This is a genomic window from uncultured Finegoldia sp., from assembly GCF_947252345.1.
Classification (GTDB): Bacteria; Bacillota; Clostridia; order Tissierellales; family Peptoniphilaceae; genus Finegoldia.
Genome location: NZ_CAMXVC010000008.1, coordinates 1 through 25018 on the forward strand (window position 1 = coordinate 1; position 25018 = coordinate 25018).

Below are 25018 nucleotides of genomic sequence, written 5' to 3' on the forward strand. Positions count from 1 at the left end.
TGCTTTTTGTTTTGCATTTTAAAAAGCACTTAACTTCAAGTGCTTTTATATGATATCAATATATACACTAGTTGTCAAGTGCTTTATTTTTTATTTTATTTTATTTTAAAAATGCGTGGTAAGCTTTACTTGTCATATAGCAATCTGCTTTTGATAGTAATTCTACTGGGGCATGCATCGATAACATTGCAGTACCCATATCTACTACTTCTGCTCCTTTGTTTGCAAGTATATAGGCTATAGTTCCTCCGCCTCCTTGGTCAATTTTCCCAAGTTCTGTTGTTTGCCAGATTACATTTTCTTTTTCGAATAATTCTCTTAGTTCGTTTAAAAATTCTGGGTTAGCATCATTTGAGTTGAATTTTCCGCCATGTCCTGTGAATTTTGCTATTGAAATTCCACATCCACAAAGAGCTGTGTTTGAGTCTTCAGTTGCTTCTGAATACAATGGGTCGATTGCTGCTGTTACATCTGCTGATAGCACTTTTGAATTTGCTAAAATTCTTCTCATTGTCAAGTCGTTGAATTTTTCAGATTGATTGTTTGCTATTTCTGCAATCATATTTTCCATATATGGTGCTTTCATTGATGTATTACCAACTGAGCCAATTTCTTCTTTGTCTACAAATAGTGCAATTGCGGTTCTTTTTGGGCTGTCAACTTTTAGAATTGCTTCTAATGTTGCATAAGAGCATACTCTGTCGTCATGACCATGTGCTGCTATCATTGCTCCGTCAAATCCAACATCTCTGGCTTTTGTTGCTGGTACTATTTCGATTTCTGCTATTTGGAAATCCGATTCTGTGATTGAGTATTTTTCGTTTAAATATTTTAATATACATTTTTTTATAGGATTTTCTTTTTCATCTTTGAAATTGTAGCTGTCATGTCCAGCAATTATCGATAGTTTTTCCCCTTCGATTGCTTGTCCTAGTGTTTTTGCGTTCAAATCTTTTGATAAGTGTGCCAATAATTCTGTGATGTAGAATACTGGTTCGTCTTCTTTTTCACCTATTTTGATTTCTACTTTTTTCCCTTCATTTGTGAAGATAACTCCGTGCATTGCTAGTGGTATTGTTGTCCATTGATGTTTTTTTATTCCTCCATAATAATGAGTTTTCATCATTAATATGTTTTTATCTTCATTAAATGGTACCGCTCTTAAATCTAATCTTGGGCAATCTATGTGAGCTCCAACTATGTTTAGTCCTTCGTTTATGTCATCACCAATAACCGCTAATACACAAGATTTTCCTTTGTTATTGATGAAGATTTTGTCACCTTTTTTTATTTTGTTTTTCAATGCTTCTTTAAGTTCTATAAATCCGTTTTGTTTTGCTTGATTTATTATGAATTGTGTTGCTTCTCTTTCTGTTTTACAATTGTCTAGGAAATTCTTGTATCTTTCTCCATAGGCATATATTTCTTTGTGTTCTTTTTCATCTACCATATTCCAAATGTTTGTCTTTTCGTGTTCCAATTGCATATTATCTCTCCATTTCTATAACTTTTTCTATTGGTTCTCCCATAATTTTTGAGCCGTTTGTTTGAAAATCCACTGGTTTTTTCGTGACATAGTATTCAACATTGCTTCTATTTTCATAGTTGCCACAAATTTCATATACATCTTGTGATAGCAAGTCTGCGGGGTCTATGAATTTTATTTTTTCTCCGGTGTATTTTTTTAGGTAATCCAACAATATAGGATAATGTGTACACCCCAAAATTATCGTGTCTGCTCCAAATTCAACTATTGGCTTGATGTATTCTTCGACTTTTTCCATAATCAACTCGTCATTTTTGCACCCTTCTTCTACGATACTAACAAAGTCAATGCAAGCTGATTGTAGCACTTCAATGTGATTGTGTTCGAGGAGTTTCTTGTACAGTCCGTTATTTACCGTCGCCTTTGTAGCTATTACTCCGACTTTTTTGTTTATAGTCTGTTGCAGTGCCGATCTTACTCCGTAATCTACTACTCCAATAATGTCAAATTTTGCTGATTTTTTCATATGTTCTAGTGCTATTGATGTCAGCGTATTGCACGCAACTATCAATAAATCTATATTTTTATTATTGAAAAATTTGACAATATTGTCAGATATTTCAAGCATTTCATCTCTTGTTTTTGAGCCGTATGGAACATTTTTGCAGTCAGCAAAATATATATATTGCTTGTTCGGCATTAGTTTTTTTACTTTTTTGAATACTGTTAGTCCGCCTAGTCCTGAATCTACAAAGCCTATTTTATTATAAGGTTTTTGTTTTAAATACATACTTATACTTATCCTTTAATTTATTATAGCAATTTTCATAGTCTTCAGTGTTTTCGAAAATCCCAAACACAGTTGGTCCCGAACCACTCATTAAAGATAAGTTTGCTTTTAAATTAATCAATTCTTTTTTTATTGTTGATATATCTTTTACTAATTCTTCTGACACACTTTCCATGACGTTAAATGCGTATTGATAAAATTTGTCATACTCACAATTGTTGATGAAATTAGCTATTTCATCTAATCCACCTTTTTCAATCTTCAATTTATCGTAGACCTGTTTAGATGATATTTTCATCCCATTATTCACTATTATTATTTTTTTGCCGGAAAAATCTGATAATCTTTCCAGTTCATTTCCTATTCCAGTAGCTCTGACACATTTTTTACAAGTAAAGTAATAGGTGTCTGCGCCTGTCAATCGTGAGATTTCTTTGTATTCTTCTTGTGTAAGATTTAGATTCAAATCTTCATCGACAAACATCAGAAATTCTGCTGCGTTGGAACTTCCTCCAGCTAGTCCTGCCGCAATCGGAATTTGTTTGTCAACAAATACATCGTAGCCTGAATTTATGTTTCTGAATTTTTTTAAATTATCGTATATTTTGCATATTAAGTTTGACTCGTCCGTCGGAAAATCTTGACTGTTTGAACTTAATGCCAATTTATTTTTGTTATTTCTTGTTATTTCAATAACATCGTGGAGTTGTATTAAGTTCATAATCGTGTCTATATTGTGGTAACCGTCATCTCTTGTGCCTACTACATCAAGTGACAGGTTGATTTTAGCGTAGCTATTTATTTTCATTAAACACTCTTAAATCTTCTATACCTTGGAAGAAGACGATTGTTTTTTCATCAGTAATCATAGGTATTCCGACTCTATTTTCTTTTTTTATCGATTCAAACTCTTCACGATTGTCTCTGAATTTTAAAAATTCTTTTAAATTTTTCATACAATCTGTTATGTTTATCATTTCGTATTCAATGCCAGCTTTTTGTAATTTATCAATTGCTTCTACACAACCTGGGCATTTTTCTGACATAAATAATTTTAATTTCATATTGCACCTCTATTATTAGATTATACTATTGTTTATTTGTGAAATCAAACTAAAAAAACGACCTCTCGGTCGCTTTTTAACATAATTCCAATTTTACTGTTGATGTAAGAATATCTGAGTAAGTATAAGAAATTGTTCTTTCAGAATCATATTCATTAGTTACTTTAATTGTGAACAAGCTTGGGAACACTTGACAAATAGTTCCTTTGTTAGTGACAATTTTATTTCGTCCTTTATCTGCCTCGACAATAACATCTTTTCCAATATTATTTCTAACTTGACTTCTAATCATGTTCAAATCATTAATTTCCTTCACGTTATTCCTCCTAACAGATTCAATCGTTAGATAAATTATATCACTAAGAGGGCTATAAGTCAAATTAAATATTTTATTTTACAGTAATAATTTAATTATGTCAATAGTTTTTCAAAAATTTTTATTTTTTATATTCCAAGTGCGATGTGTGCCATTTCAAAATAAATTAACAAACTCAACGCGTCTACTATTGTTGTAATCAATGGTCCCGCCATTATTGCTGGGTCGAGTTTTAATTTTTTGGCGATAATTGGCAACATTCCGCCGATTAATTTAGCAGTTACTATTGTGAATACCAAAGTAATTGACACTACAAATCCAATTGGAACACTGACTCTGTCTACTATCATTGTTTTGATGAAACAAACAATGCTCATTACAATTGATACAAGAATCGCTACTCTGAACTCTTTGAAGAAAACTTTGAACCAATCTTTGGTGCTGATTTCACCTGTCGCCAGTCCACGTATTATCAATGTTGATGATTGTGAGCCGGAATTTCCTCCCGTGTCCATTATCATAGGAATAAATGCCGATAAAATAATTGCTTTTCCGATTAGACTTTCGTAATGCGTCATAATAGAGCCTGTAAACGTCGCAGAAATCATCAAAATCAATAGCCAAGCTATACGTTTTTTTGCCAAAGTGAACACAGTTTGATCCAAATATTCATCTTCATCCGGACTCATACCTGCCATCAATTGAAAGTCTTCTGTTGCCTCTTGTTCCATAACTTCCATGATATCGTCAACTGTTATTATTCCTGTAAGTCTTTTTTCATTGTCTACAACTGGAAGAATTACAAATCCGTATTTTTTGAACATATCTGCAACGGTTTCTTGGTCGTCATCTGTGTGTACATATATTACATCTTCATCCATCAAATCTTCTATAAGAGTTTCTGGTTCGTTTGTCACTATAGTTCTTAGCGACACAAATCCAAGTAATGTTTTCTTTTCGTTTGTAACATAACAAGTATAGACGGTCTGTTTGTCAACTCCTGTTTTTTTGATAACTTCGAGAGCTTTTCTGACAGTATAATAAGATCTGAGTTCAATATATTCGATTGTCATCAAAGAACCCGCCGAGTCTTCAGGATAATTTAAGAATTGATTGATAAGATTTCTCTCGTTTTTGTTAGTGTGTCTGAGCACTTTTTTGACAATACCAGCAGGCATTTCTTCAATCAAGTCAATCATATCGTCGAAATACAATTCATCAACTATGAATTTGACTTCTTTATCACTGAATGCGTCCAACAACCTGGTCCTATGGTCATTCTCCATATGTGAAAAAACATCGATGCAATCGTCTTTGTTCAGTAATCTAAAAACCAACATAGCACTTTTTAAATCCAATGACTCGATGTATTCGGCAATATCAACTGGATTGTATTTTTGAATTTGGCTTTTGAGTTTCAAATAATCTTTATCAGAAAGATATTTATTGAGCAAATCCATATCTATTTCTTGACGCTTAAAATTTGTATCCCTCATATTTCTCACCACCTATAATTTTAGTTCTTATTAAATTATATCATAGCTGGTCAAATTTTATACTTGAATGAATGCAAAGGTTATATTATAATAAGAATATAAATGATAAAGGGGTGATTTTATGGAAATTACTAAAGATATGTTAATCGGAGATATTATCAGAACTAATCCAGATTCTGTTGAGGTGTTATTTAGAAACGGATTATCTTGTATAGGTTGTCCAGCAAGCCAAATGGAAAGTTTGGAAGAAGCTTGCATGGTTCACGGATTAGATGTCAATTATTTATTAGAACAATTAAACAAAAACTAATATAACTCCCACTTCGCTGTGGGTTTTTCACACTAAAAAAACTACCTGCATATTTGCAAGTAGTTTTTTTCTTATAATCCCAAAGCTTCTTTTAATTTTTCTTGGTCAAAACCAACAATTTCTTTGTCACCTATGATAGTAACAGGAACTCCCATATGTCCTTTTTTCATAAGTTCTTTTCTAGCTTCTTGGTCTTGTGAAATGTTTTTTTCTGTATATTTTACATTGTTTTCATCCATATAGTCTTTTGCTGCGTGACAATATTGGCATCCATCACTTGTATAAATTGTTACATCTTTCATAAAAATACCTCCTTAAAGTTTCTACAGTATTTATACCCTTATTTGAAAATATTAATCATTTTCAATTAATTTTTTTGTTATGTTTTTATAATCGTCAAGCGACAAATTTTCTGCCCTTAAATTTTCTTTCAAGCCCAACTCAGATAGTATTTTTTTTAAATCTTCTTTTTTTATATTCACGAATCCCGTTGATAAACTATTTAAAATCGTCTTTCTTCGTTTACTAAACCCAGATTTTATTAAATTTGTGAGCAAGACATTGTCAACTGACTCGTCCAATTTTTTAAGCTTGAGATTGACAACTGCACTATCAACTTTTGGTTGAGGCATAAAAACGAATTTAGGAGCATTCAAAATAATCTTTGCATCGCTATTTTGTTTGACAAAAAGGCTTAGTGCACCGTAATCTTTGCTGGATTTTTCCGCAACCATTCGATTTGCTACCTCTTTTTGAACCATCACTGTAATAGAATCTATAATATCTCTGTAATTAAACAAATGCTCTATTATAGGCGTCGTGATGTAATAAGGCAGATTTGCAACAACTTTGAATTTTTTCCCTTCGTGTTCGAGTTTTTTTAAATCAACCTTTAACACGTCTTCATTGATTATCTGGAAATTTTCCCTATCACCGACAGTGTATCCCAATACATCCATAAGTCTTGTATCAATCTCGATAGAGTACAAAAATTTGCAATTGTCGACAAGCCTTTCTGTTAATGTTCCAAATCCTGGGCCGATTTCAATCACATAGTCATCTTTTGTAATTTCTGAGTATTCAATAATATTTTCAATAAGATTACCATCTATAAGAAAATTTTGGCCCAAAGCTTTCGAAAACTTAAATCCAAATTTATCCAATATCTCCTTAATATATGAAGGCTTGTGAAGGTTATAACTCATAATTTATAGCCTCCTCTAACTTTTCTCTTGAAATATTGTAATTATTCAGCATTCTAAGAAAGCTTTTTGCGTTGCCATAACCTATATTCAAAATTTGTCCAACTTTTATTCGCAAAGCCTTCGAACCATCTCCAACCAAGCCATAATATATCATATCATCCATCGTGTACTCTTTCTTTTTATCGACGATTGATGGGTGAGCATTTTCGATAGCAATTAAGATATCTTCTTCTTTTGCATTCTCAATTCCAATATCTTTATCTTTGATACACAAATTCTGTGCTACAAAAGCATTTTTAGCATCAGGAATGAAATCATTGATTCTTTTTCTGATTTTATTTCCCGCATAATCAGGGTCTGTGAGAATTATAATTCCTCTATCTTTGCTTATTTTTTTTAATCTTTGAAGAAGTTTTTCACCGAAATAAATCCCGCCAGTGCACACCACTTCACAATCCAATGCCCTTTTTACTCTTTGTTCGTCATCTCTTCCTTCGACAACAATTATTTCTTTTATCATAATTTACCATCCAAAAATATCGTCAGCGTTCTTGCAAATTATCCGTGCCGCCTGTTTTTCAGTCATATTGTGAAGAAGACTGACTTTTTGTAAAACCAGATTGACGTATTTCGGCTCATTCCTTTTCCCACGATATGGATGTGGCGTCAAATAAGGCGAGTCCGTCTCCACCAAAATCTTGTCCATCGGAAGCTTTGCGCATATTTCTTGTACATTTCTAGCGTTTTTGAAAGTAACGACACCACTAAACGAAATATAATATCCAAGTTCTATAAATTTTTGTGCCATTTCATAACTACCAGAATACGAGTGCATTATTCCTCTTACATCGTGATATTTTGCCAATATGTCATAAGTATCTTGAATTGCATCTCTAGTGTGAATTATAACAGGCAATTTTTTCCTTTCAGCTATCTCCATTTGTTTTTCAAACAAATATTTTTGCTTTTGTTTGTCATATTCATAATGATAATCTAGCCCAATTTCACCAATAGCCTTGCATTTTGGGTTGTCAGCCAATTCTTCTATTTTCAAAATATCTTCATCTGTAAATCTACTATCCTCTTCCGGATGGATTCCTACAGCGTTGTACAAAAAATCATACTTTTCAGATAATTCAATGGCTTTTACGGAGTTTTCAACATTATCACTTGGAAGCATCGCTTTTACAACAGAATTAGATTTTAAGTCTTCGATAATTTTGTCCCTATCAAAATCAAATTTTTCATCTGTCAAGTGACAATGTGTGTCATAAATTACATAATCTCCCATTAAGATACAGTCGCTCCATCCTCAAATTCCGAATCAAGTAAGCTTGCCATAGTCAATTTATCGCCCTTACTTGCAGCAAGAAGCATACCTTGAGATTCCACTCCCCTTAACTGAACAGGTTTCAAATTGTAAACAACAATGACCTTCTTGCCAATCAAATCCTCTGGTTCATACCAGTTTTTAATGCCAGAAACTATTTGTCTTGTTTCATCGCCGATTTTAACCTTGAAAACCAAAAGTTTATCTGCATCCGGATGTTGTTTAGCTTCAACGATTTGTCCAACTCTCAAATCAAGCTTATCAAAGTCATCTATTGTGATTTCTTCTTTAACCTTGGATTTTTTTGATTTTTTCTTAGGTTTTTTAGAAGATTCTTCCTCGCTGTTTCCTCTCAATTCAGAAACTTTTTTACCAGTTCGTTCTTCAATCAATTTATCGTTAACTTCATTCAATCTTTCAGTTTCCTTCTTGATATCCAATCTATTGAACAAGTTTTCTCCTCTTTGAACCTTAGTTCCTGCAACAGTTTTGCCGAACACTTTTCCATCTTCCCATTTTATTTCAGAAAGACCGATTTGTTCTTTGATTTTGTTGCTAGTTTCTGTGATAAATGGAGAATTTAATATGCAAATAACTCTAATAGCATCCATCAAATTGTACAAAACAGTCTTCAATCTTTCTGGATTATCTTTTATTAAAATCCAAGGAGTAGTTTCATCGATGTATTTGTTTGCACGTCTGATAACTTTCCAGATTTCTTCCAAAGCATTAGAAAAATCCAAATTATCCAATAAAGTTTCAACTTTTGATTGGCAACCTTCAACGACAGACATCAAATCCTTGTCAGTATCATTGTTTTCGTTAGGTTGTGGAATTACACCATCAAAATACTTCTCAACCATTGAAACTGATCTGCTTACTAGATTTCCCAAATCATTGACCAAATCAGAATTGAATCTATTCATAAATCTTTCTGTTGTAAAATTACCATCATTTCCGAATGTAAAATCTCTTAAGATGTAGTATTTTAACGCATCTACCCCGTACAAATCAATAATTGGCTCTGGATAATAAACATTTCCCTTGGATTTACTCATTTTATCCTCATTGAACAAAATCCATCCGTGAGCAAACACCTTCTTTGGCAACGGCAAATCCAACGCCATCAACAAAGCAGGCCAAATAATCGTGTGAAATCTAACAATTTCCTTGCCTACAAGGTGGATATCACATGGCCAAAACTTATTGAACAACTTCTCATCCTGACCATATCCAATACCAGTCAAATAACAACTAAGGGCGTCAATCCACACATATATTATGTGCTTATCATCAAAAGGAACCTTAACCCCCCAGTCAAAACTTGTACGAGAAACAGATAAATCTTCCAATTCTCCGCTTAAAAAGTTGTTTATCATCTCATTCTTACGAGATTCTGGCTTCAAAAAATCCGGATTATCTTTGTATAATTGTAAAATTCTGTCTTTGTATTTTGATAATCTGAAAAAATACGATTCTTCTTCATGATAGTGAACATCACGCCCACAATCAGGACACTTACCATCCTTTAATTGAGACTCAGTCCAAAAAGCCTCGCAATCCACACAATAATGTCCTTTGTAAGTAGATTTATAGATATCTCCCTGATCGTACAATTTTTGGAAAATTTCTTGAACATTTTTCTCGTGAACCTTGTCGGTACTTCTAACAAAACTATCTATATCAATGTCAAGTTTCTTCCACAAATCCTTTGCACTTTTAACGATTGGGTCAATATAATTCAATGGATTATCTCCCATATTTTTTTCTTTTGCCTTCTCAAACAATTTTTGACCATGTTCATCAGTACCAGTCGTCAAAAACACATCATAGCCTTGAATTTTCTTGAATTTTTTTAAAGTATCTGCGATGATTGTTGTATAAGTATGACCTAAATGTAAATTACTACTTGGATAATAAATCGGCGTAGTAATATAATATGATTTTTTTTCTTCTGACATAACTTCCCCCTATTTAATAGTGACTACAATTAGTAATAATAAAAAAACCCCTACATGATTATCCATCATATAAGGGCGAAAATCCGCGTTACCACCTTAATTTAGAATATGAAATATTCTCTCATTGTTTAGCACTCCAGTGCCTAGCATAAGATAACGGATGCTACCGAAAAAATTTAAAAGCAAATGCTATTCAACTTTTCAAACTCCAAGACCATATTCTGCAATCATTTAGTATCTTATTCCAGCAAGCTAAGACTCTCTATAAAAAAATTATTACATACTCATCTTCTCATAGTCATTTTAATAATACAAGTAAATAATATCATAAAATAGCGAATTGTCAAGCATTAAAAAAGAGAGGTTATAAAACATAACCTCTCAACTTTTTCTACTACTTTAATTCTACAGTAGCTCCAACTTCTTCAAGTTTAGATTTTAATTCTTCAGCTTCTTCTTTTGAAGCGCCTTCTTTAATTGCTTTAGGAGCTTCATCTACGATAGCCTTAGCTTCTTTTAATCCTAAACCAGTTAAATCTTTAACTGCTTTAATAACTTTCATTTTTGCATCGCCTGCAGAAGCTAAGATAACATCAAATTCTGATTTTTCTTCTGCTGCTGCTCCACCTGCTGCTGGAGCTGCACCTGCAACTGCTACAGGAGCTGCTGCTGATACTCCAAATTTTTCTTCTGCTTTTTCAACTAATTCATTTAATTCAAGAACAGTTAAACCTTCAACTGCTTCTAAGATTTCATCTATTGACATATATTTACCTCCAAATTTATTTTTATTTTTTATTATTCTTCTACTGTTTCAGTAGTTTCTTTTGATTCAGCTTCTTGTGAATCTTCTTGTTTTGATTTAGCAATAGCATCTGCTAAATATACAAATTTTGATACTGGAGCTTTGAAGCTTCCAAGCATTTTTGTAAGAAGAACTTCTCTTGAAGGAATAGATGCGATTTTCTTCACACCTTCAACATCTAAGAATTTGTCTCCTAAATAACCAGCTTTAATTTCTAAGTTTTCGTGTTCAGCTGCAAATTCTTTTGCTATTCTAGCAGCGGCGATTGGATCGTCCATGCTAAATGCAACTGCGTTAGGACCAGATAAGAAATCCAAGAATCCTTCAAAACCTAGTTCTTTAAAAGCGAAGTTCATCATAGTATTTTTGTAAACTTTGAATACTACATTTTCGTTTCTGAACTTTTCTCTTAGTTCTGTTGCTTCGCCAACATTTAGTCCTCTGTAATCAACGATAACCATTGATTTAGCATCGTTAATGTGACCTTTAATTTCATCAACAACAGCCTTTTTTTGATTTAAAACGTACTCTTTCATTATTTCACCTCCATGAAAAGGCTACACTAAAAAAGTCTTTCCATCCAAAGACAGAAAGACTGATAAACTCATATCTTATGCTCCTCTGTAGGATTATTAAACTAAAAAGTCCCTACTGTCTTCGGTAGCCCAAATTAATTACCTGTATATTATATCATAGTAGAAGTAATTGTCAATACTTTTTAATATTATTTTTCATGTATCACACAAATATTTTTTTCTTCCAATTTGTGTTTCTTGTATTTGTACAACAATTCATACCCTGTTGCGAAAATTGGAACAAAAACAAGCATACCAACTATCCCCCCAACAGCAGCACCAATTGTAACTGCTACCAAAACCCATATAGAAGGAAGACCCACTGACGAGCCCACAATTCTTGGATAAGTTACGTTGCCATCAAATTGTTGCAAAATTACAATGAAAACCAAAAAAATCAAAGCTTTATTTACCGAATCAATAAAAACAATTAATGTCCCTAGAGCCGCTGCAACTATCGCACCAACCAAAGGAATCAAAGCACCAAATCCTATTAAAACCCCAACCGTTGCTGCATTCGGGATTTTTAGTAAATACATTCCAATAAAACACATAAATCCCAGCATAAATGCTTCCAAAAATTGTCCTCTAAAAAACATATAGAATTTCTCGTAACAAATCTTGGATGCTACTATAATTTTCTTCGCTGTATCGCCCTTAAATTGAGCATATATCATTTCTGTAAATTGTCTTTTCAAAGTTTCCTTTGAAAACAATAAATAGACTGCAAATGTAAATGATACTATAAAACTAATAATCACCGAAAAAATCGTACTAATTCCAAAATAGACATTGCTTAAAATATCCAAACCATTTTTTGTCAAATACGGTTTCAAAATAATAAACAAATCCCTCGTGTTTTTGATTGCGTATTTATCGTATATTTTATCCAATTGATTAGCAATTTCTGGATATTTTCTGAGTTTTTGCACAATAACCGGTATTCCCTGAATCAAAGATTTAAGCGCGTCAAAAAATTTTGGAATTATCAATATAATTACAAATGCAATCAGTGCACTTACTATAATCAAACTTAGTAAAAGACAGATAGCTCTTTTCAAGGAAGAATTTATCTTCATTTTTTTAAGTAATTTATCCTCAATGAAATGCATTGGAATATTCCATATAAATGCGAAAGCCGCCCCTATTATAAAAGGATAGACTATCTCTACAAATAGATTAATGTTTTTGAAAATCAATTTTTTGTTGAACAAAAAATAAGTCAAAATTACTGGAACTATTAAAATCAAAATTCCCATTAAAATTTTTTTCTTATCTTCTTGTGAAAATTTCATATTTCCTCCACATGAAACAAAAACCACCTAAAAAGGTGGTTAAATTGTCTTATTAATATTATTCTTTTGCAAATTGCAATGGATTAACCTTGATTCCAGGGCCCATTGTTGATGAAATTGATAAAGATTTAATATATTTACCTTTTGATGAAGCTGGTTTTGCTTTTAATAATGCTTGCATTAAAGCGTTGATATTTTCTGCAATTTTTCCTTCTCCAAAAGATACTTTTCCAACTGCAACATGAACGATGTTGCTTTTATCAGTTCTGTACTCAACTTTACCAGCTTTAATTTCTTTGATAGCATTAGTAACATCCATAGTTACAGTACCAGCTTTTGGGTTAGGCATTAATCCTTGAGGTCCTAAAATTCTACCGATTCTACCTACAACTCCCATCATATCTGGTGTAGCTACTGCAACATCAAATCCTAACCAACCTTCTTTTTGAATTTTGTCTGCCAATTCTTCTGCTCCAACAAAATCAGCTCCTGCAGCTTTTGCTTCTTCAGCTTTATCGCCTTTTGCAAAAACAGCAACCTTTTGGTCCTTACCAGTACCATTAGGGAGTACTATTGTACCACGAACTTGTTGGTCAGCGTGTCTACTGTCAACGCCCAATTTTGCGTGTAACTCTACTGATTCGTCAAATTTAGCTTTAGCTGTTTCAACAACTAATTTACATGCTTCGTCTAATTTATATTCAACTGATTTATCTATCAATTTTGAACTTTCTTGATATTTTTTACCTTTTTTTGCCATATAATCCTCCTTGTGGTTCTAGCGAATTAAATCTCCCACTATTCTTCTACTGTAACTCCCATACTTCTTGCTGTACCTTTAATCATACTCATAGCAGATTCTAAGTTTGCTGCATTCAAGTCAGGCATTTTGATTTCAGCAATTTTCTTAACTTGTTCTTTAGTTAATTGTCCAACTTTAGTTTTGTTAGGTTCTCCTGAAGCAGAATTTAATCCTAATTCTTTTTTAATAAGAACTGGTGCTGGTGGAGTCTTTGTAATAAATGTGAATGATCTATCTTGGTAAATAGTCATAACTACTGGAATAATCATTCCCATTTGGTCTTGAGTTTTTGCGTTAAACTCTTTTGTGAATTGCATTATATTAACACCATGAGGTCCAAGTGCTGTACCTACTGGTGGTGCAGGTGTTGCTTTACCTGCAGGAATTTGTAACTTTACTATTGCTTGTACTTTTTTAGCCATATTAGTTCCTCCTTAAAAACTATTGTGGTTATCGGGGCTAACCTCCCACATCGATCTATATGAAATTAATTAAATAACTTATATTCAAATTTAAACTTTTTCGATATCATCAAAGCTAATTTCAACAGATGTGTCTCTGCCAAACAAGGAAATCAAAACTTTACAAATAGCTTTTTCGTTGTTTATTTCTTCAACGATTCCTACTTGGTCACTAAAAGCTCCTGAAACAATGTTTACATTGTCTCCTACATTTACATCAATTTCTTTTTTTGATAATGATTGATTTTTAAGAGCAAATTTCTTCATTTCCTTTTCACTAACTGCTACAGGTTTGGACTCAGGTCCAACAAATCCTGTAACTCCTCGAGTATTTCTAACTAAATACCATGAGACATCGGTTATTGTCATCTTAACAAAAACATAACCCGGGAAGATTTTTCTTTCTTTTAACTTCTTAGCTCCACCGACCTCAGATACATATTCTTCAGTAGGTACTACTACTTCGAATATATCATCGATATAACCACGATTTTCTACCATTTTTTCAATATTAACTTTTACTTTGCCTTCGTGTCCAGAATAAGTATGTACTACATACCATTTTCCATCTTTCGCACGATTTTTAAAATCTTCAGTTGCATTTTCAATAAATGTATTTTTGTTCTCGGTCATTGTGGATACTGTTCCTTTCTATATAAATAGTCCGATGATACGTTGGAACACAGTATCTAATCCGTAAACTATTAATGCAACTATAAAGGAAATTATTACAACTACTATTGAGTATTCAACAGTTTCCTTTGAAGTTGGCCAAACAATTTTATTCCATTCAGTCTTTACGCCTTTTAAAAATCCTTGATTTTTAGTATTTGCGGCTAATTTTTGATTAGAATTTTGTGGGTTTTTTACTGCCATAAGCTCCTCCTATCTTGTTTCTTTGTGTAGAGTGTGCTTTTTACAGAATTTACAATACTTATTAGTTTCAACTCTATCAGGGTGAAGTTTTTTGTTCTTTTTAGTTGTGTAGTTTCTGCTTTTGCATTCAGTACATTCTAAAATTACTTTATCTCTCATATTAGACCTCCTCTATTAGTATGGACAAAATCCACTGTACTACTCTATCATAAAAAGCTATAAAAGTCAATAAATACTAAACTCTTGACAAATATTCTCCAGTTCTTGTATCTATTTTGATTTTATCTCCTTCGTTTACAAATAAAGGCACGTTAACTGTGGCACCCGTTTCAACTGTTGCAGGTTTTGTAGCACCAGTTGCAGTATTTCCTTTTATTCCTGGTTCTGTTTGTGTAATTTCTAATTCGACAAAGTTTGGTGGCGAAACTTGGAATGCTTTACCCTTGAAAAATTTGATTGTAGCCATATCATTTTCCTTTATGTAAAGTATTGCTTCTTCAACGCTTTCTTTATCAATTGGCAATTGTTCGTAAGATTCTGGATCCATAAAATAATATAATGTTCCATCGTTGTACAAATATTGCATTTCTTTTGTTTCAATTCTGGCTTCTTCGTATTTTTCATTTGGATTAAATGTCATATCTCTGTTAGAACCAGTCATAACTGATTTTATTTTTGTTCTTACAAAAGCTGCACCTTTTCCAGGTTTAACGTGTTGGAAATCTATAATTTGCCACACATCTCCATCCATTTCAAATGTTGTACCTTTTCTAAAATCTCCTGCTTGAATCATATATACCTCCTATATTTATCTATCATATATTATACATTACTAATTAATTATCAACAACTATTTTCTTGCGCATTCTGACGATTCGCCGTTTAAAATTTTTATTGCATGCTCTAGTGTTTCTATTATATATTCTAAACTCTCTTCAACAGCTTTAGGACTTCCTGGAAGATTTATGATTATAGAATTTTGTCTTATAACAGATACAGCCCTTGAAAGCATTGCTCTTTTTGTTATTGTCATTGAATAGTTTCTTATAGCTTCGCTGATTCCAAGGCAAAGTTTTTCCGAAATTTCTAACGTAGCTTCCGGAGTTACATCCCTTTTCGAAAATCCTGTTCCTCCTGTCGTTAAAATCAATTCTATATTTTGATTACAATATTGAATTAATTTTTCTTTTATCGCTTCTTTTTCATCAGCTACTATATCGTATTTTTCTACTGAATACCCTTTTTTTTCGACAATTTCGATTATTTTTTTGCCACTCAAATCTTCTCTTTTTCCTTGAGAGCCTTTGTCCGACACCGTTAAAACTGCTACCTTATACATATCTCAAACCTTTCTGTCAATATTTTTACTTGACCTTGATATTATATAAAATTACCCATTCATTGTCAATACTAAAATGCGTCAATATAGTGATTTATTTTAAAATCGTTCAAGTAAATTTCTATAACGTCAAATCTTGGTTGATAGTCATACAAATCTTTTTTTTCGATGTAAATTTCAGTTGTTTTTCTGATTTTGTTTTGTTTTGATGGTGTTACAAAATCAGAAGGTGCACCGTGTTTGTCATCGATTCTAGCTTTTACTTCAACTATTACTAAAAAATTTTCGTAAATACATACTATGTCTAATTCTCCGATTACTTCAGAGTAATTTCTGTCAATTATTTCGTAACCTTTTTCTAGTAAATATTCGCAAGCGTAATCTTCTGCAAATTTACCTCGGTTTTTTTCCATTTTCATATAATTTCCTCAAAAAAGTTTTTCTGTGAAGAGGACAAGCTCCGTGTTCAATTATCATTTCTCGGTGAAGTTTCGTTCCGTAGCCTTTGTGTTTTTCAAATCCGTATTCCGGATATATATTTGCCATTTCTTTCATATACTCATCTCGAACGACTTTTGCTACTATAGATGCACAAGAAATTGGATATAATTTTTCGTCACCTTTTATAAATGACATTTGCTTTATTTCTGTGTCTATTTTTTCTGCATCTATTACAATTAAATCTGGTGTAACTAATTTATTGTCTTTTGTTTTCAAACTTTCAACTGCTCTTTTCATTGATAATCTTGTCGCTTGTTTGATATTTATGTCATCAATTATTTGTTGATCTACGAAGTTTACGCTGTAAGCTATCGATTGCTCGATAATCAAATCCTTGTACAGCAATCTTTTCTTTTCGGATATCTTTTTTGAATCGGTAACTCCTTCTATTATATTACAGTTTTTTGGCATTATTATCGCACAAGTTACGACTGGACCTGCCAGCGGACCTCTGCCAACTTCATCTACTCCACATATTAAATTTTCTTCAAAATCATTGTAATTAATCGCAAACATCTTCTAATGAAATTCTTCCTAACGTTGTTTTTCTAAATTCATCAATCAAAATCGATGATACTTTTGAATAATCAATATTTTTTCCCTTTAATAGACAGCCTCTCCTGATAGCAATTGCATCCATTATTTCGATTGTTTCCTTGTTTTCGGTGTCAATCGAGTATCTGTTTTCTAAAATTTGTGGATTAATAGCCATCAATTTTTCTATGAGTTTGTACGCCAAGTTCTCTTCGTCGAGTATTTCGTCTTTGATAGCTCCCGTAAATGCGAGGTTTAATCCTATCTCGTTGTCTTCAAACTTCGGCCACAAAACTCCTGGCGTGTCCAACAATTCGAGCTTTCCTTTAATCCTTATCCATTGATTAGTTCTTGTGACACCTGGAATATTGCCTGTTTTTGCAGATTGTCTATTGGACAATTTATTGATTATCGTGGATTTTCCAACATTAGGGATTCCTACTATCATCATTCTTATTATTTCTGATTTGATGTTTTTATCTTTTCTATTTTTTAACAGACCTTCCAGGATTTTTCTGGCTGTGGGTTCTATTTTGTCCAAATTTTTGCCATTTTTGCTGTCAATTGGCAGCGCAGTTATATTGTTTTTTGCAAAATAGTTTATCCATTTTTGTGTTATTTGTGGGTCAGCCATATCCATTTTGTTCATGAGAATTAGTTTTGGTTTGTCTTTTAGTATTTCTTCTATCACAGGATTCATAGATGATTTTACAATTCTCGAATCTACTAATACCAGAACTATATCGACAAGTTTAATATTTTCTTTTATCTTGTCGATTGCTTTTTTCATGTGACCAGGATACCAGTTAATATTGTTAATGTCCATGTGTGTTCCTTCCATTTAAAAAAAGTACTGAGAAAATCTCAGCACTTAATTTAGAATTTTTGTTTTTCTTTAACTTTAGCAGCTTTACCTTCTCTGTCTCTTAAGTAGAATAATTTAGCTCTTCTTACTTTACCTTCTCTAACTAATCTAACGTTAGTTACTCTTGGAGAGTTGATTAAGAAAGTTCTTTCAACGCCTACACCATAAGCTAATCTTCTTACTGTGAATGTTCTTCTTAGTCCAGTTCCTTGAATTTTTATTACAGTTCCTTCGTAAACTTGAACTCTTTCTTTGTTACCTTCTTTGATAAGATAGTCTACTTTTACAGTATCTCCAACATGAAAGTTGAACTGAGATTGTCTTAATTGTTCATCTTCTAATGTTTTTATAATATCCATTATGTTCCTCCTTGGTTTTTTTCTTTCAGATATTTCTGATATATATCTTCTCTTTTATTTTTTGTATTTTCCAGTCTTGATTTTTCTCGCCACTGTTCAATTTTTTCATGATTACCTGATAGCAAAACATCAGGTACCTCTAATCCGTTAAATACTCTGGGTCTTGTGTAGGAATCTTCTTGTAGCAATAAATTGTAGTGCGAATCTGTTTTATAACTTTCATCATTACCCAAAACATCGTCAATCATTCTGCTGACGCAATCAATCAAAACCATACATCCTAACTCTCCGCCTGTCATTACATAATCTCCAATAGAAATCTCTTCATCACAATAATTATTTATTATTCTACTGTCGACTCCTTCGTAATGGCCGCACAAAATTACTATTTCTTGTTCTTTTGATAGTTCGATACATTTTTTTTGATTGAGTACTTTGCCCTGAGGAGACATAAAAAAGACTTTCGATTTATTTTTGTTGACATCCATCAAGCAATCATAAATCGGTTGGCAAGTCATAATCATTCCCGCTCCTCCTCCATACATTTCATCATCTACTTTGTTGTGTTTGTTTTTAGAGTAATCTCGAATATTTACAACTTCAAGTTCGATGATATTTTTCTGGATGGCTTTGCCAATGACTCCATACGATTTTAAGTAATCAAAACTTTCGGGAAATAATGTCAAAATTATAAATTTCATCACATACCCTCGATTAAAACTACATCGATTAATCCATTTTCAATATCTATTTTTTTTATAAACTCATCCACAGCAGGTATCAAGTATTCCATAGAATCATTTTTGATTCTATATACATCATTTCCGTACAAACTTATGACTTCGACCAAATCACCAATGTATTCACCATTTGAGTAAGCCTTTAAGCCAACCAAATCGTCTATATAATAACTTCCATCTTTTAATTCATATCTGTCTTTTTCATCTATATACAAAAATTGTTTTTTGAATCCGATAACCTCGTTGATGTCATTAAATTCTTCAAAATCCATATACAAAAACCCTTTGTACATTCTGTAGTTTTGAATAGAAACCTTGATTTTTTTATCTCCAAGATAATAACAAATATCTTCGTCAAATCTTTCGATATTGTCAGTCAAAGGTCTCATTTTAAGACATCCTTTTATTCCATGTGTATTGAGCACTTCCGCTACAGCTATATATTCCATTATTGCATTATATCAACGACAACTTTTTCGCCACTTTTAATCGCAGCTGCCTTTGTGATAGTTCTAATTGCCTTCGCAATTTTTCCCTCTTTGCCGATAATTTTTCCCAAATCATTGGAATCTGCTCGAACTTCTATAATAACTGTATGTTTGTCTTGTCTTGATGTTACTTCAACCGCTTCTTTGTTATCAACCAACGCAGTGGCGATTGTTTTAACTAATTTTTCCATGACAACTCCCAACCTGTATTATTTATTTTGCTTCGTAAACTCCATTATTTTTGAATAATCTGTCTACTGTGTCTGTAGGTTTTGCACCATTTTTAATCCATTGTTGAACTTTCGCACTGTCAACTTTAACAGTTTTTTCTTCTACTAATGGGTTGTAGTAACCAATTTCTTCGATGAATTTACCATCACGAGGACATCTTGAATCTGCGACAACTATTCTATAAAATGGTTTCTTCTTTGCTCCCATTCTTTTTAATCTAATTTTTACTGACATAATTTACCTCCATACTTATTATCTAAAAAAAGGCATTTTCATTTTACCTTTTTTCCCAAATTTTTTCTGTAGTGCTCCCATATTCTTCATCATCGTCTTCATTTCTTTGAATTGTTTAAGAAGTTTGTTCACAGCTACTTGGTCTTGACCACAGCCTTTTGCTATTCTTTTTCTCCTTGATATGCTGATGATATCAGGATTTTCTCTTTCTTTTTTTGTCATAGATTTTATAATTGCTTCAATCTTGTCAAATTCCTTGTTGTCGAAATTAACTTGTTTAAGCATTTTGCTATCTACTCCTGGAATCATAGCAAGAATATCTTGCATAGGCCCCATTTTTTTGATTTGCTGCATTTGGTCAAGAAAATCATTAAAGTCAAAATTTTGTGCTTTAATTTTCTCTTCTAATTCTTTTGCCTTTTTTTCGTCAAATTGATTTTGTGCTTTTTCAATTAAGCTAAGAACATCTCCCATTCCCAATATACGAGATGCCATTCTGTCTGGATGGAAGGCTTCTAAATCTTCAAGTTTTTCACCGACACCAATGAATTTAATCGGCTTGTCCGCTACTTGTCTGATTGATAAAGCAGCTCCACCTCTCGCATCTCCATCTAGCTTGGTCAAGATAATTCCTGTTATATCCAAATCTTCGTTAAATTTCGCTGCAACGTTAACCGCATCTTGTCCGGTCATTGAATCCACGACCAACAATATATCCGAAGGTTTAACTTCTTGTTTAATATTTTTTAGCTCGTCCATCAGAGTATCGTCAATATGAAGACGACCAGCAGTATCTATGATTACATAGTCAATGTTTTTTTTCTTAGCTTCTTCTATTGCTTTTTGTGAAATCAAAACGGGATTTGTATTTCCCATTTCAAAAACTTCAACTCCAACTTTTCCACCGACAACTTGAAGTTGTTTGATGGCAGCAGGTCTATAAATATCGCACGCAACGAGTAAAACTTTTTTGTTTTTGTTTTTTAAATTCAACGCCAACTTTCCTGCATGAGTTGTTTTACCAGCTCCTTGCAAACCACAAAGCATTATCACTGTCGGTTTCATTGGTGAAACATTAAGTTTTTCTTCCTTTTCACCCATCATTTTAGTCAATTCTTCGTTGACTATCTTGATGACTTGCTGACCTGGAGTCAGGCTTTCCATAACAGAAGAATCAATAGCTCGTTCTTTTACTTGAGAAATGAAATCCTTGACAACTTTGTAGTTGACATCCGCTTCCAATAACGCAAGCTTAACTTCTCTCATCGCAACGTCTATATCTTTTTCTGTTAATTTTCCTCTATTGGTCAATTTTGACAAGGCATTTTGTAATTTATCGGACAAATTTTCAAATATCATTTTCCACATCCTCTAAATCATTTAAGAAATCTCCAATTTCTTTTATTATATTTTCGATTTCTTTGCTTTTAATGTCAGGTGACAAAGAGAAAAGGTCATCTCTGATTTTTCTCAAAAAATACTGACTTTTTTTGGATTTTTCAATCAATCCTAGTTTTTTTTCGTATTCGTTGAGTTTGTTCTCAGCTCTTTTCAAACTATCACTTACAGCTTGTTTCGAAATATTACAAATCTGAGCAATCTCATTCAAAGACAAGTCCTCGTTGTAATATTTGTCAATAACATCGTATTCTCTTTTTGTAAGTAATTTACCATAATAATCAAACATCATAGTAATATTCAATAATTTTTCCATTCAATCACCGTCAACATTTTTACTTGACTTGTATATTATATAAACTTAGATTTCATTTGTCAAGCATTTCAGAAAAAAAGAAGTGTATATTTTACACTTCTTTTTTTGAAATTTATTGATTTTTTATTTTAATAAAATTCCTTTTTCAAACTTCTGCTGAATAATTTATTTATTTCTTCTTTTAATGAAGAATTTTCGTATAGCACTCTGTACACTGCATTATTTATCGGCAAATCCAAATTCATTTTGTCTGCAATTATTTTGATTGCCTTCGCAGTATAATACCCTTCAGCTAATTTGTCATAATTTTCTGATTTTGCACGCATTTCCCCGAACATTCTGTTGTGAGAGTATTTAGAAAACACCGTCGCCTCATAATCTCCAAGATGGCACAAACCATACGCGCTCAATTCTTTTCCTCCTGCTGATTTGATGAATCGTGCCACTTCCCTGCAACCTCTACTCATCAACGCTCCTTTTAACGAACTAATTTGAAGGCCATCTAGCATACCGGCGGCAATTCCTATTACGTTTTTGTAGGCGGCGCCTATTTCATTGCCAATCAAGTCCTCTCCGTAGTAAAATCTAATCAAATCAGAGCTGTAGTTTTCAATCAACATTTCCTTGACATCTTCATCTTCTGAATCAATTACCATACAATTTGGAACGTTTCGGTAAAATTCTTGCGGATGGCCAGGTCCTATCCATGCTGCAACTTTGTTGGATTTATCCATTATTTCTTCGCACACTTCGGAAAGTCTTTTGCCGGTTGATATTTCAATTCCCTTCATATTGGTTACTATGATTTTATTTTTAATTCCTATTGAATTTAACTGTTCTAAGACGCTCCTGAATCCCTGTGCGTTTACACTCACATGAATTACATCACAATTTTTGGCTTCATCAATATCATCAGTCAATTTTAAATCATCTTGTAGAGTGATGATTCCATTAGAACGAGTCTTCTTGAAATTTTCAAAATCTTCAGTTCCATTAAGTCCATACAACAAAACATCATGACCTATTTTTTTAAGATACCAAGCGATGAAACTTCCCCATCTTCCTGGCCCAATAACCATTATTTTCATTATATACCTCTTTAATATATCTCTTTATTTTTTCTTTTTTGATATTTTCTTTCTCGATTTTTTGTTTTGTTTTGGGTTTGTAGTAGAATTTTCCAACGCCCTCATTACGACCATATTAATCCACAAAATCGTGTTGTAAATTACGAATACAAAATAAGTTAAAAATACATACACTTTATTTGGATGATAGTAAATCAACATAAATCCAACAAGTAGTACTAGAAAACTCGCATACTCCAACTTTGTCCTTTTTCGTTGAAGAGTTTTAGCGACAATCATTTTGTTTCGATAAGCGTACACCGCCCACGCTAGAAGAATCACCATAGCAACTATGTTTTGATTTTTTAACAACATTGAGACAAATACAACCATCAAAGCATTTGAAATTGCCAACGCAAAGTTGCCAGTATTTTTATAAGTTTTATTCATTTTATCACCTAGATAAATTATATCATAATACTAAATTTAATATCATCAGATTTAGTAGTTATTTCACATCTTATCAATTTTTTTTTAATTACTAATTTGTTTAACAATTCATTGAACAATTTTGTCCATAATTTTTGTCTGTATTGAAAATTTAATTTTCGTGTCGTTACTATCAAAAAAGAAAAAAGCCTATTATCGTTAATTTTGATAATAGACTTTTGGATTTATTTTTCGATTTGTTTTTTTTCTTCTTTTAATTTTTTGATTTCTTTTTTCTTTTTGTCAATGTACGCCTGCTGTTTTTGTTTAATCAAATATTCCGCTGCAATTCCCGGCATCGTCATTGCAATTGGGTCGAGAATTTCTTTTAATTCATCTTCTGTTAAGATTTTTTCATCCAAAACAATGTTTCTTACAGTGATACCAGTACTCAATGCACGTTTTGCGATTTCCGCAGACTTTTTGTATCCAATGTGAGGAACTAGCGCTGTTACAATTCCCACAGATTTTTCGACGTCGTTGGATAATTTTTGTCTGTTTGGTTTGATTCCAAGAATGCAATTTTCCCTGAAAGTTCTTACGGCATTGGTCAATATGGAAATAGATTCAAACAAGCTGTCAAACAACACTGGTTCGAATGCGTTTAATTCCAATTGTCCATGCTCTGCACACATTGTAACTGTGTTGTCATTTCCAATTATTTTGAAAACAACTTGGTTTACTACTTCTGGTATAACCGGATTTACTTTGCCCGGCATAATTGATGAGCCATTTTGTCTTGGAGGTAGTTCTATGTCACCAACCATTGTTTTTGGACCGGAGCTCATCAATCTCAAATCGCTCGCCATTTTTGATAAGCTTACAGCTGTAGATTTGACTGCGCTTGATATCTCAACAAGACCGTCTAGGTTGTTAGTTCCGTCGATCAAATCTTCCGCTTGATGCAAATCAAATCCAGTTAATTCTGCGAGAATTGGCACGATGTTTGTGAAATAAACTTTGTCAACGTTAACTCCGGTGCCAATAGCCGTCGCTCCCATATTTATCGATTCTATTTGGTCAGATGACCTTCTTATTCTTTTGATATCTCGTTTGATTACTGAATAATACGCATGAAATTCTTGACCTAATCTAATTGGAACAGCATCTTGAAGTTGTGTACGTCCCATTTTTAGTACATCGTCAAATTCTATAGATTTATTTAAAAGTGAAATTTCTAATTGTTTTAATTCGTTTAAAGATTTTATTAAAAGTCTTAGCGTTGCAATTTTTCCTGCAGTTGGAAAAACATCGTTAGTTGATTGACTCATATTGACGTGGTCATTTGGATGAACAAATTCATAAGTTCCCAATCCGCCACCGAGTTTTTCGTTGGCAATGTTCGCTATTACTTCATTGGCATTCATATTTGCAGTTGTTCCAGCGCCACCTTGAATAGGGTCTGTTAGAAACTGATCGTGATATTCTCCGTCTAGGATTTTGTCGCAAGCGTAAACGATTGCGTTTTTTACATCCTCTCTCATAATTCCCGCTCTGTGGTTAGCGATAGCACAAGCTTTTTTTACAATTGTCAATCCATAAATCAATTCTTCGTGTAAAGTTCTTCCAGTTATCGGGAAATTTTCCATTCCCCTCAAAGATTGCACGCCATAGTAGGCATCTTTTGGAACTTGTTTTTCTCCAACACTGTCTGACTCTAATCTATATTCCATATTAACCCCCAA

Annotated in this window: 35 protein-coding genes and 2 other annotated features; of the genes, 1 reads left to right on the forward strand and 34 read right to left on the reverse strand. The window is 32.7% G+C overall.

The window, feature by feature from the left end; translation table 11 throughout:
* Nucleotides 1–100 precede the first annotated feature (100 nt).
* The 6 genes from Q0X02_RS02590 to mgtE all read right to left on the reverse strand — a co-directional run bounded on the left by Q0X02_RS02590 (nt 101) and on the right by mgtE (nt 5152).
* Nucleotides 101–1486, reverse strand: coding sequence for an aminopeptidase (locus Q0X02_RS02590; RefSeq protein WP_297811120.1), 1386 nt, complete (start codon nt 1484–1486; stop codon nt 101–103).
* A gap of 1 nt (nt 1487) precedes the next feature.
* Complete coding sequence (gene murI / locus Q0X02_RS02595) at nt 1488–2276, reverse strand: glutamate racemase (protein ID WP_297811123.1); 789 nt, start codon at nt 2274–2276, stop codon at nt 1488–1490.
* Nucleotides 2251–3084, reverse strand: a complete 834-nt coding sequence (gene ispE, locus Q0X02_RS02600) for a 4-(cytidine 5'-diphospho)-2-C-methyl-D-erythritol kinase (RefSeq protein ID WP_297811125.1) — start codon at nt 3082–3084, stop codon at nt 2251–2253. Before ispE ends, murI begins: the two co-directional genes overlap by 26 nt.
* The gene (locus Q0X02_RS02605; RefSeq protein ID WP_297811128.1) at nt 3071–3340 is read right to left on the reverse strand and encodes a glutaredoxin domain-containing protein; all 270 of its coding nucleotides are present in this window, start codon (nt 3338–3340) and stop codon (nt 3071–3073) included. Before Q0X02_RS02605 ends, ispE begins: the two co-directional genes overlap by 14 nt.
* Before the next feature lie 76 nt (nt 3341–3416).
* The gene (locus Q0X02_RS02610) at nt 3417–3656 is read right to left on the reverse strand and encodes a Veg family protein (RefSeq protein ID WP_297811131.1); all 240 of its coding nucleotides are present in this window, start codon (nt 3654–3656) and stop codon (nt 3417–3419) included.
* 128 nt (nt 3657–3784) lie between these two features.
* Nucleotides 3785–5152, reverse strand: coding sequence for a magnesium transporter (mgtE, locus tag Q0X02_RS02615; protein WP_297811133.1), 1368 nt, complete (start codon nt 5150–5152; stop codon nt 3785–3787).
* Nucleotides 5153–5273: 121 nt separating this feature from the next.
* Between mgtE and Q0X02_RS02620 the strand changes: the two genes are divergently transcribed.
* Entirely contained in the window at nt 5274–5462 is a 189-nt protein-coding gene (locus tag Q0X02_RS02620; protein ID WP_297811135.1) for a DUF1858 domain-containing protein, read from the forward strand.
* A gap of 71 nt (nt 5463–5533) precedes the next feature.
* Here the strand turns inward: Q0X02_RS02620 and Q0X02_RS02625 are convergent, their stop codons facing one another.
* The 28 genes from Q0X02_RS02625 to Q0X02_RS02760 all read right to left on the reverse strand — a co-directional run bounded on the left by Q0X02_RS02625 (nt 5534) and on the right by Q0X02_RS02760 (nt 25006).
* Nucleotides 5534–5764 (reverse strand): glutaredoxin family protein, encoded by a 231-nt coding sequence (locus tag Q0X02_RS02625; protein ID WP_297811138.1) that lies wholly within the window; start codon nt 5762–5764, stop codon nt 5534–5536.
* Nucleotides 5765–5815: 51 nt separating this feature from the next.
* Entirely contained in the window at nt 5816–6667 is an 852-nt protein-coding gene (gene rsmA, locus Q0X02_RS02630; protein WP_297811141.1) for a 16S rRNA (adenine(1518)-N(6)/adenine(1519)-N(6))-dimethyltransferase RsmA, read from the reverse strand.
* Entirely contained in the window at nt 6657–7187 is a 531-nt protein-coding gene (rnmV, locus tag Q0X02_RS02635) for a ribonuclease M5 (protein ID WP_297811144.1), read from the reverse strand. The genes rsmA and rnmV overlap by 11 nt, the downstream gene beginning before the upstream one ends.
* A gap of 3 nt (nt 7188–7190) precedes the next feature.
* Nucleotides 7191–7958 carry a TatD family hydrolase gene (locus Q0X02_RS02640; RefSeq protein ID WP_297811147.1) on the reverse strand — a complete coding sequence of 256 codons (768 nt, stop codon included), beginning with the start codon at nt 7956–7958 and terminating at the stop codon, nt 7191–7193.
* Complete coding sequence (gene metG / locus Q0X02_RS02645; protein WP_297811150.1) at nt 7958–9958, reverse strand: methionine--tRNA ligase; 2001 nt, start codon at nt 9956–9958, stop codon at nt 7958–7960. Before metG ends, Q0X02_RS02640 begins: the two co-directional genes overlap by 1 nt.
* A gap of 68 nt (nt 9959–10026) precedes the next feature.
* Nucleotides 10027–10263 (reverse strand) — a binding site (T-box leader).
* A gap of 89 nt (nt 10264–10352) precedes the next feature.
* A complete protein-coding gene (gene rplL / locus Q0X02_RS02650) occupies nt 10353–10724 on the reverse strand; it encodes a 50S ribosomal protein L7/L12 (protein WP_297811153.1) in 372 nt (123 codons plus the stop codon).
* 32 nt (nt 10725–10756) lie between these two features.
* Nucleotides 10757–11299, reverse strand: coding sequence for a 50S ribosomal protein L10 (rplJ, locus tag Q0X02_RS02655; RefSeq protein WP_297811156.1), 543 nt, complete (start codon nt 11297–11299; stop codon nt 10757–10759).
* A 19-nt stretch (nt 11300–11318) separates the two neighbouring features.
* Nucleotides 11319–11442, reverse strand: a sequence feature (ribosomal protein L10 leader region).
* Nucleotides 11443–11487: 45 nt separating this feature from the next.
* The gene (locus tag Q0X02_RS02660) at nt 11488–12633 is read right to left on the reverse strand and encodes an AI-2E family transporter (protein WP_297811160.1); all 1146 of its coding nucleotides are present in this window, start codon (nt 12631–12633) and stop codon (nt 11488–11490) included.
* Nucleotides 12634–12691: 58 nt separating this feature from the next.
* Complete coding sequence (rplA, locus tag Q0X02_RS02665) at nt 12692–13393, reverse strand: 50S ribosomal protein L1 (RefSeq protein WP_297811163.1); 702 nt, start codon at nt 13391–13393, stop codon at nt 12692–12694.
* A 38-nt stretch (nt 13394–13431) separates the two neighbouring features.
* On the reverse strand, nt 13432–13857 hold the full coding sequence (gene rplK, locus Q0X02_RS02670) for a 50S ribosomal protein L11 (protein ID WP_297811166.1): 426 nt from the start codon (nt 13855–13857) through the stop codon (nt 13432–13434).
* Nucleotides 13858–13947: 90 nt separating this feature from the next.
* The gene (gene nusG, locus Q0X02_RS02675) at nt 13948–14529 is read right to left on the reverse strand and encodes a transcription termination/antitermination protein NusG (RefSeq protein WP_297811168.1); all 582 of its coding nucleotides are present in this window, start codon (nt 14527–14529) and stop codon (nt 13948–13950) included.
* 18 nt (nt 14530–14547) lie between these two features.
* Nucleotides 14548–14772 carry a preprotein translocase subunit SecE gene (secE, locus tag Q0X02_RS02680; RefSeq protein WP_297811170.1) on the reverse strand — a complete coding sequence of 75 codons (225 nt, stop codon included), beginning with the start codon at nt 14770–14772 and terminating at the stop codon, nt 14548–14550.
* 9 nt (nt 14773–14781) lie between these two features.
* Nucleotides 14782–14931, reverse strand: a complete 150-nt coding sequence (gene rpmG / locus Q0X02_RS02685) for a 50S ribosomal protein L33 (RefSeq protein WP_002835319.1) — start codon at nt 14929–14931, stop codon at nt 14782–14784.
* Nucleotides 14932–15007: 76 nt separating this feature from the next.
* Nucleotides 15008–15565 (reverse strand): elongation factor P, encoded by a 558-nt coding sequence (efp, locus tag Q0X02_RS02690; RefSeq protein ID WP_297811172.1) that lies wholly within the window; start codon nt 15563–15565, stop codon nt 15008–15010.
* A gap of 57 nt (nt 15566–15622) precedes the next feature.
* Nucleotides 15623–16111 carry a molybdenum cofactor biosynthesis protein B gene (locus Q0X02_RS02695; RefSeq protein WP_297811174.1) on the reverse strand — a complete coding sequence of 163 codons (489 nt, stop codon included), beginning with the start codon at nt 16109–16111 and terminating at the stop codon, nt 15623–15625.
* Nucleotides 16112–16182: 71 nt separating this feature from the next.
* A complete protein-coding gene (locus Q0X02_RS02700) occupies nt 16183–16524 on the reverse strand; it encodes a YraN family protein (RefSeq protein ID WP_297811177.1) in 342 nt (113 codons plus the stop codon).
* On the reverse strand, nt 16505–17128 hold the full coding sequence (locus Q0X02_RS02705; RefSeq protein WP_297811179.1) for a ribonuclease HII: 624 nt from the start codon (nt 17126–17128) through the stop codon (nt 16505–16507). Before Q0X02_RS02705 ends, Q0X02_RS02700 begins: the two co-directional genes overlap by 20 nt.
* A complete protein-coding gene (gene ylqF, locus Q0X02_RS02710) occupies nt 17115–17972 on the reverse strand; it encodes a ribosome biogenesis GTPase YlqF (protein ID WP_297811182.1) in 858 nt (285 codons plus the stop codon). Before ylqF ends, Q0X02_RS02705 begins: the two co-directional genes overlap by 14 nt.
* A gap of 50 nt (nt 17973–18022) precedes the next feature.
* Nucleotides 18023–18370: a 50S ribosomal protein L19 gene (gene rplS / locus Q0X02_RS02715; RefSeq protein ID WP_297811185.1), complete on the reverse strand. Its 348-nt coding sequence runs from the start codon at nt 18368–18370 to the stop codon at nt 18023–18025.
* Complete coding sequence (gene trmD, locus Q0X02_RS02720; protein WP_297811188.1) at nt 18370–19071, reverse strand: tRNA (guanosine(37)-N1)-methyltransferase TrmD; 702 nt, start codon at nt 19069–19071, stop codon at nt 18370–18372. Before trmD ends, rplS begins: the two co-directional genes overlap by 1 nt.
* Nucleotides 19071–19559 carry a ribosome maturation factor RimM gene (gene rimM, locus Q0X02_RS02725; RefSeq protein WP_297811191.1) on the reverse strand — a complete coding sequence of 163 codons (489 nt, stop codon included), beginning with the start codon at nt 19557–19559 and terminating at the stop codon, nt 19071–19073. Before rimM ends, trmD begins: the two co-directional genes overlap by 1 nt.
* Nucleotides 19559–19789: a KH domain-containing protein gene (locus Q0X02_RS02730; RefSeq protein WP_297811194.1), complete on the reverse strand. Its 231-nt coding sequence runs from the start codon at nt 19787–19789 to the stop codon at nt 19559–19561. Before Q0X02_RS02730 ends, rimM begins: the two co-directional genes overlap by 1 nt.
* Nucleotides 19790–19811: 22 nt before the next feature.
* Nucleotides 19812–20063 (reverse strand): 30S ribosomal protein S16, encoded by a 252-nt coding sequence (gene rpsP / locus Q0X02_RS02735; protein WP_297811196.1) that lies wholly within the window; start codon nt 20061–20063, stop codon nt 19812–19814.
* A gap of 18 nt (nt 20064–20081) precedes the next feature.
* Nucleotides 20082–21422, reverse strand: a complete 1341-nt coding sequence (ffh, locus tag Q0X02_RS02740) for a signal recognition particle protein (RefSeq protein ID WP_297811199.1) — start codon at nt 21420–21422, stop codon at nt 20082–20084.
* Complete coding sequence (gene ylxM / locus Q0X02_RS02745; protein WP_297811202.1) at nt 21412–21777, reverse strand: YlxM family DNA-binding protein; 366 nt, start codon at nt 21775–21777, stop codon at nt 21412–21414. Before ylxM ends, ffh begins: the two co-directional genes overlap by 11 nt.
* Nucleotides 21778–21905: 128 nt before the next feature.
* Nucleotides 21906–22865 (reverse strand): NAD(P)H-dependent glycerol-3-phosphate dehydrogenase, encoded by a 960-nt coding sequence (locus tag Q0X02_RS02750; protein ID WP_297811204.1) that lies wholly within the window; start codon nt 22863–22865, stop codon nt 21906–21908.
* A 24-nt stretch (nt 22866–22889) separates the two neighbouring features.
* Nucleotides 22890–23294 carry a hypothetical protein gene (locus tag Q0X02_RS02755; protein ID WP_297811207.1) on the reverse strand — a complete coding sequence of 135 codons (405 nt, stop codon included), beginning with the start codon at nt 23292–23294 and terminating at the stop codon, nt 22890–22892.
* Between the two features lie 224 nt (nt 23295–23518).
* Nucleotides 23519–25006, reverse strand: a complete 1488-nt coding sequence (locus tag Q0X02_RS02760; protein WP_297811210.1) for an aspartate ammonia-lyase — start codon at nt 25004–25006, stop codon at nt 23519–23521.
* Nucleotides 25007–25018: the final 12 nt, after the last annotated feature.